Source organism: Pseudomonas sp. Ost2, from assembly GCF_018326065.1.
Taxonomy (GTDB): domain Bacteria; phylum Pseudomonadota; class Gammaproteobacteria; order Pseudomonadales; family Pseudomonadaceae; genus Aquipseudomonas; species Aquipseudomonas gingeri.
The window spans coordinates 2,338,734-2,351,850 of record NZ_AP021904.1; the positions used below are offsets into that span (position 1 = coordinate 2,338,734).

At 64.9% G+C, this 13,117-nt stretch carries 3 protein-coding genes; all 3 read right to left on the bottom strand.

Annotated elements, in window-relative coordinates; all coding sequences use genetic code 11:
* Positions 1 to 231: 231 nt before the first annotated feature.
* Positions 232 to 5,223: a DUF6543 domain-containing protein gene (locus KI243_RS10175; RefSeq protein ID WP_212810771.1), complete on the bottom strand. Its 4,992-nt coding sequence runs from the start codon at positions 5,221 to 5,223 to the stop codon at positions 232 to 234.
* Positions 5,224 to 5,423: 200 nt separating this feature from the next.
* Positions 5,424 to 10,517 carry a DUF6543 domain-containing protein gene (locus tag KI243_RS10180; protein WP_212810772.1) on the bottom strand — a complete coding sequence of 1,698 codons (5,094 nt, stop codon included), beginning with the start codon at positions 10,515 to 10,517 and terminating at the stop codon, positions 5,424 to 5,426.
* Positions 10,518 to 10,608: 91 nt separating this feature from the next.
* A complete protein-coding gene (locus tag KI243_RS10185; RefSeq protein ID WP_177116418.1) occupies positions 10,609 to 12,579 on the bottom strand; it encodes a hypothetical protein in 1,971 nt (656 codons plus the stop codon).
* Positions 12,580 to 13,117: the final 538 nt, after the last annotated feature.

The window sequence follows — 13,117 nt, forward strand, 5'->3', positions numbered from 1 at the left end:
GCACCTTTTGTTATGGAATGAGCAAGGCAGGAGTGTCAGTGGTTGTTGACCTTTACGTTAACGTAAATCCGATGGCGTCGGCTGTCAATTGGACATTTCCACGGCGCTGTTTTTCCACGGGCGGGGCTTTCTGCGGGGGATCGCTTCAGGGAGTGCTCCGGGGCGAGCGGGGTGGCCCGCTCGCCCTCCATCAGGGTTCGGCTCGGGGTTGGCGGCGCAGCCCCGGCGGGGTCAGCGCGCCATGCCGTGCTCCTTCAGCGCCTCCGCGGTCAGGCGCTCCATCTCGTCGCTGTGCTCACGGGCGATAGCTTGGTAGAGATTCTGGTATTCGGCATCGGTCATGACGCGGGCGAACACTTCCGTCTCGGGCTTGCCCAGGGTGGCGGCCGAGGCTTTCATGACAGCCTGCAGACGGGTCTTTTCCTCCTCGGGCAGAGCGTCATCGCCGAACCAGCGCTCCTGTGCCGATTGCAGGTCCAGCAGGGCGTCGCTCTTGGCCTCGCGCAGCGCTTCCTTCACGCTGAGCTCCTGCAGGTACTGGACCTCCAGGTAGTCCCTCCAGAACTCCTGCGCGATGATCTGCCGGACCCCGTCCATGGGCTGCCGTTCCTGTTCGAGGATAGCCTGGTAGACGGCCTCGATCTGGTCCGGGGTGACCCCGGTAATCCTGCCGAAAAGCATCTTCGAGGCCTGCCAGGGCAGTTCCAGGCGTTGCGCCAGACCGATGCGAAAGGCCAGGTAGACTTCCGCATCATCGGGATGCCAACCCGCGTCCCGGCGTTCCTGGATCAGGGCCCGGGCCTGGGCGTTGGTACGATCCAGGCGTGACTTGGCCCTGGCCAGTTGCAGCAGTTTCGCCTCGATCTTCTGGGCATCCGGCTCGGCGTAGGCTTCATGGAGCAGCACGTCGAGACCCATGTCGCTGAACGCCACGGCGATGCCGTCGGCACAGGCGTGTGACTGCGGCGCGGTGGCCCTGAGAAACAGCTTCTCGCGCAGTTCGGTGCTCTCGGCGGCGCCACGGACCATGCGCCGGACCTTGTCCAGGAGCCCCGGGCGAGCGTCTGCCTCTTTATAATCGGCCGATAGTGCCAGGTCGCCGATCACCCGGAAAAACGCTTCGGACTGCTCCACCGGCTCCTCGCTGGCCAGGCTCATCCAGGTGGCGCGAAAGGCCTGCTGCTCCTGGCTGTCGAGTCCTTGCAACCAGGGACTTTCGTCGCGTGAGGCGGGGGGGCGCGAGCCCTGCGGACTGTGCACCGGCGAATCGTCGCTGCTCAGGTTGCCATCCGAATCCGAGTCGGCCGGTATGTCCAGCCCCAGGTCGATCCCGGTTTCCGTGTGATAGTCCAGGGCATCGTTCACGTAAAAGGGTTCAAGGGAATTGCCGTAGAGATTGAGGGTGCGGGCGATCCGTTGACCGGCTTCGCTGGTATCCAGGACCGATTGCGGGATCATGGTCAGTTCGTTCTCGCTCAGGTCCAGGTGGGTCAGGGCCGGCAGGTCCGTGAAACCGGTCGGCCATTGGGTGAGCCCGGTGTTGCGCAGGCCGATCCGGGTCAGTTCGCGCATCGCGCTGAAATCCGGCGAACGGCCCAGGGTCGGATTATTGCTCAGGTTGAATTCCCGCAGGTGGGTGAGTCCGCCGAGCAGGGTGGCGCTTTCCTCGGTCAGAACGATCTGGTTGCCGCCCAGGTTGAGGTGGGTGAGTTCGGACATCGAGCCCAGCGCCGCGGGAATCTCGGTCAGCCCACCGCCGCTGATATACAGGCGCTTCAGTTGCGGGAATCCCTCGAGGAACGCGTTCAGTCCCTGGGTGATGTCCGCATGGCCCAGGGTCAGGAGCACTTCGCTGACATGGCTGAAGTTGGCCGACAGCGCCGGCAGCCGGGCGGTCGGTTCGTGGAGGACGAAGCTGAGCCGGTAGGCTTGTCCATAGGGGGTCTGGGTGAACTCCCGGCGCCAGCATTGCTTGACCGACTGGGCCATGAACTCTCTGACCATCCTTTGCACGTTGGACGGTGGCGTCAGACCGACCCAGGCATCGAGTTCCGCGCACAAGGTGTTGTATTCGATCTCCAGTTCTTCCAGGCGGTGCACCGCCGCGACGTCGTTCAGGCCGCGCATGCCGAGAAAGGCCTCGACATCTCGCCAGGGATGTTCGGGGTAAAGGCGTCGCGCCAGCTCGGTAAAGGCCAGGGAGCGAGTGCCGGGAATTCGCTGCGTCGCCTCGGTTTCGGCGGCGGCAACGCTGGCGCGGCGGCCGGCCAGGCGCATGGGCGGCGTGGGGTTGGGCTTGGTGGGCGGTGCGCCGAGGAGTTTCTCCATCTCCTTGCGTGGTGGCAATGGCTGGTCGAGCACGGCCTGCTTGAGGTTGGCCGCTTCATGGGGGCTGGGAAAACCCAGGGCCTTGCGCTCGGTGTCGGGCAGGGCGTGCAGGACGCTGCTGTAGAGATTGTCCGGACCGTGCAGTTCCTGGCCCAGGGCGTCATAGGCTTCGTACTGGCCGTCCGTCTTGACCAGGACCTTGCGGATCGGCGCCTGCTCCTGGCCGAGGCTGTCGAGCAAGGATCCGCCGAAGTGCGGCTCGCGGATTTCCAGGCGGACCTGGTCCGACCAGCCCGGCAACTTGCCGATCTGGCTGAGGATCAGCCTGTCGGTATCGGGGTTGTTCGTGGCGTCCAGATACAGCCCTTCCTGGGTTCGCGCCAGGCGCAGGTTGCGCCTGTAGTAGCGGGCTTCTTCGGCCAGTCGCAACGGTACGCGGCGGGACTTGAGCAGCAGCCGTTGCTCGGCCGGACTGGCGTTTCTGGACAGTTCCTCGGCGATCGGTGTCGACAGTTCGGGAAATGCCTGGCGGATCACGGCGACGGCGGTGTCGTTGCTCTGGGTGCGATAGCGATAGTGTGAATCGAACAGCGCTGCCCGGCGGCGGGTGGCCTGGGTCGCGAGCTTGCGCCGCAGCGCCACGGTACGCGCCTCCAGGCTGATGGGGCCGGTACCGAAGTCTTCGCCCAGCAAGCTGCGGATCTCGCTCTCGTCGAGGTTGACCAGGACCTTTTGCAGCAACTGGTTGGCGTTGAGTCCGGGCCATTGCAGGTCGATGCGCTGCAGCGATTGCAACTGGCCGCCGGGGTATTCCTTCAGCGGGGCGCCGTGACGGTCCAGCAGGCGCAGCACTTTCGAGGGCGGCCAGACCGGTTCGCTGGTGAGCAATTGCAGTTCCATGTGCAGCTCATCCAGTGAACTGTTGGCCGCGCCACCGCTTTGCAGGCGTTGCACCAGGGCCTTGAGGTCCTGGTCGAGCTTGAAGCGGGTCACGCTGTCTTCGAGCAGGGCCGGAGGCGGTGCCTGGTCCAGGTGCAGCCTGCGCAGGATGCCGTCGTCGACTTCGCTCAGTCGCATGATTCGTTGCGCCGCCGCCGGGTCCAGGCTGGCCGCGTCCGGCCCCAGCCGGGAAAACAGCTGCGGCTGTTGCCACTGCAAGGGGTTCTCGAACTGATGGAGCCAGGCGCCCTTGCCGTTGTGATAGACCAGCGGCGCGTAGGCATCGGGGTTGCTCGGGTGCTGCAAGTGGAAGCGGTTGGCGCTGGCGCCGGGGCGGATCCGGTAGTGGCGACCGTCGAGCCCCAGGTAGGTCTTGTCCTGATGGTGATAGAGCCCGCTGGCATCGACTTTCAGTTCCGACTTGTCGGGCAGGGGATGTTCATAAGGGGCCAGGTCGGGTTTCCACAGCGCCGGCTTGCCTTGTGGCGACTGGATCGGCTTGAGCCCTTCGACAAACGATGCCCCTTCGACCTCGCGGGTCAGCGCGGTTCCCGCCCCCAGCAGCTCGACATTCAGCAGCACGCCGATAAAACCGAGTACCGCCTGCATTTTTTCGTCATGGCGCCATTCCTCGATGCCGTTGTAGAGCTGCACGAGCAGTTGCGCGCCGGCGACCGCGAGCATCGCCTCGCCGAGGCCGGGTACCAGGAACAACAGGTTGATGCCCCAGTTCAGCAACGACTGCAGGCGCGCGGTGCGGGTCTTCTTGTCCTCGTCGTCCGTGGGCACCGCGCTGACACGAGCGTCGTCGAGCTTCTTGACCGTTTGCAGGACGCAGAACTCGCTGAAAGGGTGTTCGCCCAGCGAGTCTTTTTTCAACCGCAGGCTGGCTTGCCCGGCTGGCTTGCGCTGCCCGCTGATGGGATCGAGCGGGTTCAGGCAGTCGTCGAGGGCGCGAAAGAAGGCCGGTTGCGTGCGCAGGTGCACGTAACGCTGGAAGAACGCCTGATAGGTTTTATCCCGCAGGCGTTCCCTGAGTTCGTCATGGAATGCACTGACGGACTGATAGCACTTGAAGGCCTGTTGCGGATCGCCCGACAGGTAGGCGACGCAGGGCCGGTCACCGTTGCTGGCGGGGATGCCGTGCTCGATCAGCAGCACACCCTTGAGCAACGCGCCCCAGTCGCCGCTGTCGTTGAGAAAGTCCAGCAGGCTGAGGGAGTGGCAGTGCACCGGATGATTGTCCCAGCGGGTGGGCCGCGCCGGGTCGAGCAGGCTTTGCAGCATCTGGTAGGCCGATTGATCCAGATGGCCCTGGATCAGGGCGATTTCCGCCTGTACCGCCAGTTCGTCGCGCTGTTGTTGCTCGAAGAGGATATTGAACAGAGGCAGTGGGCGGCCGTGCTGGGTGGGCAGGAAAAAATGCTCGACATGCTGCTTGTACTGGCCGCCGAGGTCGAGCTGGCGGCAGACGGCGGCGAAGTTCGCCGGTGTGATGGGTTTCTTCAGCACCGCGGTGCTTTTGCGCAGGATGGCCGAGCCCCTGTCGAAGCCGAACGGGCCGGTTTCGCTGCTTTCGAAATTCTGCAGGGCGGCTTGCAACAGGCTCTGCGTGAGCGTGCTTTCCTGACGGGGTGTGCCGAGGGTGGCGGCGGCCAGGATATGCACATGGCGGAGCTGGTCGTGGTGGATGTCCAGGCCCGGGCCGTAGTGCTCGTCCAGGGCCTTGGACAGCAGCGGGGCGGCAAAGTCCTCGACGCTTTTGAAACCTTGAAGATAACGCGCCAGCAGGGCCTTGGAGCCTTGGCTCTGCTTGAGGCGCGTGGCGAAGGCCCGCCGTCGTTCGAGCGAGGCCTGGCTCAGCCAGGCCGGCAACTGCTTGAGGAGCAGGCGATGGTTGCGGGTCGATCGAACCGTTGCGGTCGGCGCGGCAGGTGTGGATTGCGGGTTGCTCATGTAGGTCGACTTCTTCCGTGAACGAGGCTTCAGCTTATGCTGAATGTCGGTCTGTAAGCGTTGAAAAATTTGAGCTTTATCAGTGGGTTATGATCGATAGTTTGTACCGTTGAAATAGCCGGTTAGGGTTTTTTGCCCCGCCTTTTGTGTTAAACGGCCCTGACCGCTCCCACGCTGGAGCGTGGGAGCGAGCGGGAGGCCTACAGGCCGTATTGTCGCAGCAACTGTTCGGTCAATTGCTTCAAGGTGTCGTTGTAGGGTCTGGCGATATCGTCGGACAGTCTCAGGTAGGCGCTGTCCGTCAGGGCCGCGGCGAAGGCGGCATCGGGGGTCAGCCCCAGCGCCAGCGCCGATTGCCTGATGGTGTTGGCCAGGTCGGCGTTCTGCCGCTCGTCCGGGGGGAGGCCGTCAAACCACTCGCGTTGCGCGGACAGCAGATCGTCGAGTGCGCCGATCAGATGGTCGCGCTGTTCCCGTGGCGCCTGGAGTGGCCCGTCATGAAAGCGCTCTTCCAGATAGTCCTTCCAGAACGGCTGGTCGAGCAGGCCCCTGGATGTTTCGCCGGGCAGGCGCTTCTGGGCCAGGATGAGCTGGTAGGTCTCGTCGAGTTTGCGACTGCTGACGCCGGCGATCCGGTCGTAATTCATTTTCCTGGCTTGCCAGGGCAAGTCGAGCCGTTGCGCCAGGCCGATGCGAAAGGCCAGGTAGATCTCCGCCTCATCGGGGTTCACGCCGATGGCCTTGCGCGCGTCGATCAGGCGGCGGGCATGGCGATTGACCCACTCCAGGTGCAATTTGCCCAGGGCCAGGCGCAGCAGCTCGCCTTCGCGCTGTTCGAGGGGCAGGGCCTTGGCCTCGTGCAACAGCACATCGAAGCCCATGTCGCTGAACACCACGGTGATCCCGTCTTCACAGCTGTCCGGATCCGGCGCGCTGGCGCGTCTGAACAACTGCTCGCGCAACTCGCTGTTTTCCGTGGCCGCCCTGACCATGTGCCAGACCCGGCTGGACAGTTCGGGGCGATGTTTGGCATCGAGATAGTCGGCGCAGAGCCTGAGGTCTTCCAGCACCCGGAAAAAGGCTTCGGAAGCTTCGATGTCGTCGCTCGCCAGGCGCAGCCACAGGTCGCGTCGGGCATGGCGTTCCACCCGGCTCAGCCCTTCGAGCCAGGGTGTGCTGTCACGCGGTACGGGCGAGGGTGTGCCCCAGCGGCTGTGGCGGGAGCTGACCCTTGATTGCGGGCGCGAGTCGCTGCTCCATTCCGACTGATCGTCGCTTTCGAGCAGTACATCGAGTCCCAGGTCGAGATCGGTTTCCTGCCGGTAGAGGTCGACACGCCGGCGCAGTGCAATGGGGATCGGGTTGCCTTCCAGGTTGATCGCGCGGTTGAGGCGCTGGCGTTGCGGGTCGCTGGCGAAGACTTCGTCGGGAATGTCGCTGATCTGGTTGTCGCTCAGGTCCAGGCGGCGCAGGGCGGGAAGCTGGTCATAACCGGGCGGCCACTGGCGCAGCCCGGTATTGCGCAGGTGCAGGTAGGCGAGGCGGGTCAGGGGGCTGAGGTCGGGCAGCATCGACAGGGTGCTGTTGTTTTCCAGGATCAGCACTTCCAGCCGGGTCAGGTGGGTCAGCGGCACGCCGGTGGCGGGTGTGATGACGATCTGGTTGGCCTTGAGGTCCAGGTGCCGGAGTTCGCTCAGTCGTTCCAGGGCCGACGGCAATCGGGTCAGGGCGTTGCGGCTCAGGTCCAGGCGTTGTGCGCGGCGGAAAGTGCCCAGGAAGCCGTCCAGTTCCGGCGAGACCATCAGTGCCAGCCCGCGCAGGTGCAGGTCGGTGACATGGTCGAAGTTCGCCGACAGCGTCGGCAGGCGATCCACGGCATAGCCGGCCAGGCTGAGCTGGCGGCCACCGATGGGCAGGCCGCTGGCGTCGGTGGCCAGGTCCGTCTCGTGGCGCCAGCAGCGTTTGATCTGGATGGCGATCCGGTACTTGCCGTTGGCTTCGGCGCTGGCCTGGGGCTCGCCGATCCAGGCGTCGAGTTCGTCTTCCAGGGTGGCGTACTCGAGTTCCAGGGCCCGCAGTCGCTCGATGCCCGCACCCAGGCTCAGATCGCGCAGGCCGTGCAGGGTTTCCACCTCGGAGAGGCGCAGGGTCGGGTACAGCTCCTGGGCGAGGCGGTTGAACTGGAACGAGCGCAGCGCCCGTCCCGTGCCGCGCCCGCTCAGTGGATAGCCGAGGCGTCCGTCGGCCAGGCGCATCGGTGCGACGAAGCCCGGCTTGAGCGGTGGCAGGCCGAGGCTGTGGTGCAGCATGGCGCGCGGTGGCAGTGGCAGGTCGAGCAGTGCCTGGCGCAGTTGCGCGCCCTGGCCGACATGGGGGAAGCCCAGGGCGGCCCGCTCGGTATCCGGCAGGGCATGCAGTACCGCCGCATAGAGGTCGTCCGGGCCATGCAGTTCCTGCTCCCGGGCGTCGCGGGCCTCATAGCGGTTGCCCTGGCGGATCAGCACCTTGCGTGCCGCGACCCGTTCGGGGCCGAGGCTGCCCAGCAGCGGGCCGCTGAAGGCGCCATCGCGGATTTCCAGGCGAACGCTGTTCGACCAGCCCGGCAGTTTCTCCAGCATGGGCAGGATGATCCGGTAGGCTTCGGCCTGGTTCACCGAGTCGAGATAGAGCTGTTCACAGAGCCGGGCGACACGGATATTGCGCAGGTAGTAGCGGGCTTCCTCGGCCAGGCGCAGTGGCACCGATCCGGCGGCGAGTCGTTGCAATTCGACGCCGTTGGCCTGGCTGATCAGTTCCCGGGCGACCAGGCTCGGCAGCGTGGGGAAGTCCCGCTGGATCACCGTCACCGGCGCCGAGGGATTGGCCGAGCGGCTGCGAAACTCGTAGTGGGAGGCGAACAGGCTGTGTCGTCGCTGCACCGCCTCCCTGGCCAGCATCCGCCGCAGCCTGTGGGTGCGCACCGTCAGGCTCAGGGGGCCTTGGCCGAATTCTTCGTCGAGCAGGCTGGCGATCTCGCGCTCGCCCAGCCGGGTGAGCACCAGCTCGAGCAGATCGTTGGCGTGCAGGCTGTCCCAGGTGGCGTCCAGGCGTGTCACCCGGCTGTCGATACCGGGCGGGTATTCGGTCAGCGTGACGTTCTGCTCGTCCAGCAGGCGCAGTACTTTCGAGGCCGGCCACACGGGCCGGTTGGTCAGCAGTTGCAGGGTCATGTGCAATTCATCCCGGGAATAGCCCAACGCATCGCCGTGTTGCAGACGGGCGATCAGCTTGCCGAGGTCATGGTCGAGCTTGAAGCGGATCAGCGTATCGCGCAGCAGCGCCGGGGGCGGCAGGTTGTCCAGGTGCACGCTGCGCAGCACATCGCCGCCGACGCCGCTGGTGCCCATGACACGGCGCGCGGTGGTTTCGTCCAGGGCCGCGGCGTCGGGACCGAGGCGAGCAAACGCACGCAGGTCATCCCAGGCCTGTGGTTGCTCGAATTCGTGGACCCAGGCACCGCTGCCGTTGTGCCTGAAGGCCGGTGCATAGCCGTCGGTTTTGCGTGGATGAAGGGCCTGGTAGCGAGGCGAGGATGGCTGCGGCTTGAGCTCGTAGAATTTGCCGTCCAGCGGCAGGTAGGTGCGCCCCTGGTGGTGGTAGAGGCCGGCGGCATCGGGTTCCAGGGTTGCGGGCAGCACCGGTTTGTGGGCAAAGGGGGTCAGGTCGGGATTGAACAGGCGTATATCGCCACTGGGCAATTTCACCGGGCGCAGTCCGTCGACAAATCCGGCACTGCCGATCGCCGCGTTTTCGGCGGCGGCCGCCGACGCTCCGGCGGCCCCGAGCGCGGCGATCAACGCGACGTTCTGCAGCACGCCGGTCAGGTAGGCCCAGGCCTGCTTTTTTTCGCCCAGGGCAAAGCTGTCGATGCCGTGGAAAATATGGCTGCCCAACTGTACCGCGACCACACCGAGCATGACTTCGCCGAGTCCGGGAACGATAAACGCCGCGACATTGAGCACATCGAGGGCAATCGTGAGGTAATGCTCCAGGCGGGCGCTGAGACTTTGCCGGTCCTTTTGCGCGGTGGGCACGGCGATGAACAGGGCATCCTCGAAGAAGGTCTCGACCTTCAACTGGTAGCGCTGGCGAAACACATGGCTGTCGATCAGGTCGCCGGCGACATCGAGCCTGGCCTGCGGGTCGGGGGTCGGCTGATAGAAATAGCCGTTCCACTGGCGTGGCGAGAGGCGTTCATGCAGCTTGTCGAAAAAAAGCGCTCGCGAGCGCTGGGGAATGAAACGGATAAAGAACTTCAGGTACTCGAAGTCCCGCAGCTGCTCTCGCAGGTGGTCTTCGAAGGCCGCGCGGGAGGGATACTGCCGGACCGGATGGAAGGGGTCGTCCGGTAGGTAGACCACCCAACTGCGGGCATGGTCGTCGGTGCGCACCACGAGAATGCCGTTGAGGGCGATCCGCAGCAGGCTCAGGGTGAAGCAGCGCTGTGGATGTCCGGCCGGCACGGGGACCTGCTTGCCCCTGGCCACTTCCAGCATCAGCCGATAGGCCGTGTCGTCCAGGTGACTTTTCAGGAAGGCGATATGCACCTGCGTCTCGAGGGCATAGGCGTCATAGACGGTGAAATGGCCGCGCACGGCGTGTTGCGCTTGCAGCGTCGCTTCGCTGGCGCTGGCGGTCGGGAAGAACACCTCGTCGAGATGTTTCTGGTATTGCCGGCCCAGGTCCAGCTTGCGGCACAGGGCGGCGAAACCGGCTGGCGACAGGGCTAGGCGCCGCGCGTCCGGATCAAGGGGCGGCTTGTCGTAGATCGCCGCGGGATCGCCGGGCGCGTCCAGCTTGCCGTCCCTGGTTTCCCAGGCCTCGTAGTTGTGCAGCGCGGCGTGCAGCAGGGTGGCGATGGATGAGCGCAGGTCCCCCGGGCTGCCTTTGGTGGGCTGGAGGATAAAGGTCTTGCCGACGTCCAGCGTCAGTCCGAATTCGTCCTTGAGCGCCTGCTCCAGCAGCGGTTTGGCAAAGGCCTCAACCGTGCTCACGTTGCGCAGTATGTCCTCGACCTTGCGCTGGAAATAGCGGCAGGCGGTATAGCTCTGGTGCAGGTGGGTGAAGACCTGCGCTGCGTCTTTCAACCGAGGCAGCTTGCCCAGCGCCAGGTGGGTCCGGGTGTCGGCCCGGACCAGCCATTCGGGGAATTGGCCCTTGATGAAATCATAGTGAACCCCCCGGTGCCCGCGGAGCGCGGGGGGACGGTTGGGGACAGTGGCGGAACCGGCGTCCGCCGACGTGGTGGTGGTCATGGTGTGAAGCCCGATTCGTGGTTCGAAGGGGCAGGGTATTCGGCGTGCCGGCCGGGGCTGCGGTAGGTATTCACCCGGCCGGGAGGTGACGTCAGTTTTTCGGGACCGGCCAGATCACGTCATCGGCGAAGATTTTCCCGTCGGCCGGCCAGTTCAGTACCGTGCCGCCGGATTCGGCCACCTGGTCGATCAACTGGTCGTAGACCGCGCTGTTATCGGTGCCGCTCCAGGTCGCACTTTCGATGTCGGCGGCGCTTTGTCCCGCCGCCGCATGGATCGCACGGACACTGGCGGCACGGGTCAGGCTGGAGTTGACCAGCCAGATCCGCCCGGCGGCGATGCCCCTAGGGGAAACGGAAATATGCCCTTCGATATCGTCGTAGGGAAAGAAGTGGCGGTCGCGGGAGTCGCGGTTGAACAGGCGATTTTCCTGACCCGGCACGACTTCGATCTCACGTGTATCGATCATATAGGTGAAGCTGGTGGTCTGCCGGTGCCGGTAGGTGGTGTAGCCGCGTTCGCTGTCGAGTGAGAGCGCGGCGCCCGAACCGCTGGATGCCGTTCCAGCGGACTGGCCGGTGCTGCCGGAGGCTGCCGATGAGGTATCCGACGAACGCCCCTGGCTGCTCGCTTCGCTGTCGGAGTCGCTCTCCGATTCCGGGCGCTTGCCGGGGTATTTATTGGTTTGCGTGTTGTAGCGCAACTGGCCGGCGCCCGGCCCGCCACCGACACTGTAGTTTCTGGCGTCGCTCAGGCTGAAGGTGGCACTCAGGGCTTTTTTCGTGGTCGAGCCGGTTGCATGGTGCTCGCGGGCGAGCATGCAGCCATCCCGGGCCAGCTCGAACGGCGTGCGGTCTTCGCTCCTGAACATCGCGGGAATGTCCGTCCGGTACAGGCAGCCATGGATGTTTTTGCGGTAGCCGAGCCGGAGCAGGAAGGCTTCCAGGAATGGCCCGGTGTAGTAGGCGTCGAAATCCGCTTCGAGGGTGTGCGGCTCGAAGTTGCGCACCTTGCGGATCTGCGGCATCACCTCCTGTTCCAGCAGGTCAAAGCGCCGTGGATGGGTTTCGGCCATCGACTGGCGTTTGTGCGACTCGGCCCATTCCGGGATCGCGCCGTTTTCCTGGAGCGCCTGTTGCAGGCGCGGCAGCATGCTGGGCAGCAGGTTGTAGCGTCGCAGTAGCTCCCCGCGTTCTTCCGCGGTCTGGTCCGGATGGGCCCATTTCAGTGCCCGTATCAGTTGCTGGCGAGTACTACCTTCCTGGCTGGGGCGGGCCCATTGCGGTGGTGTGCCGAGCGCTGCGGCATCGGCCCGGAAACGGTCGATGGCGTTGCCGTGCAATCCGTAGTGCTCCCAGATATCGCGGTCGGTCCAGGCTGGCAGCTTGTCGGGGGCAAGGGACTGGCCGCTGGCGTCCATGCGACCTGTCGGCGGATCGACCAGTGCCCAATGGTCGTCGTCCTTGCTGAAGGCGAACACACGCTCCGCGGCGCCAGGGTGCCTGGCGGCATCATTATCTCGCAAGCGGTAATAGCCTTGCCCATCGGGGCCCGCCAGCAGCGTATAGCGGCTGCGGAGGGTGTAGTTGAACTTGGCGACGACCACGGCGGGTGCCGGCTCCTCGGCCGGGCGCGGTCGTTTGGGCGGTGGCGGGCTGATGGCGGGTTGGGCGGGGGACGCTGGCACGGGGTGCGTTCCCCAGGTGCCGCCGTGGCCTGTCCGGTACAACGGCGGGCCGGAGGGCAGCAACTCATCGACACGCCTGGCCCGGTAGGTTTCGAGTTGCGCGTCATACGCGACCATCACCGTGCCGCCTTCGTCGAGATCGACATAGTGCCGTTTCCTGGCGATCCGCAGGCCCTGGGGGTCGGGTGGCGGCAATGCCGCGGTCGCGGCGACCCGGTAGTTGTCCAGCGAACGGGAGGTTCCGGCCACGGGTTGAGCTGGCAAGGACGTCAGTTGTATGTCCGCAGCCGCCGGCGTGCCGGCCGGTGCCCGGGGCGGCTGGCTGTGGGCCTGGCCGACGGCAAGCGCCGGGTGGTCCGGCCGGTTTACGCGCAAGCCGCTGATAGTTGGCTCACGGTGGGGTAGCGAGGATTCGGGGAGGCTCGGCGTCTTTGATCCGGGCACGCGAAGGGTGGGCGTTTCTGGCTTGAGCGGGATTCTTGGAGACACTGTGATATCTGCCGATTTTCCTGACGGTTGAATGGACGGCGCCACGTGTTGTACCTGGGGGCAGGTAGACGCTGGCGCAGGCGGATTCAGTATCCGGTCGGTGGATCCGCGGATGCGTTACATAGATATGGACGGGGAGGGGGTCAGCAAATGGCAGGAACACGAAGGGGAGCCGAAGCTCCCCTTGAATGCGTTGTTGTATGCTCTTTTTTTATTATTGAGGGGCGGTCTGTTGTTGTTTTTGTCAACCGTGGCCCTTTACCGCTGTTTTGGCTGACCCCCATCCGGGGTCAAAGAGCAAACGTATTTTTTTGAGCGCTGATCTGCTTTATCAGGTGATCCAACCAGTTCGGGAGCTACCTTGAGGTAGTTTTATTTTTCTCTGCCCGGTTGCGGGTGACGGTCAAGTCCCCTGAAAGCACAC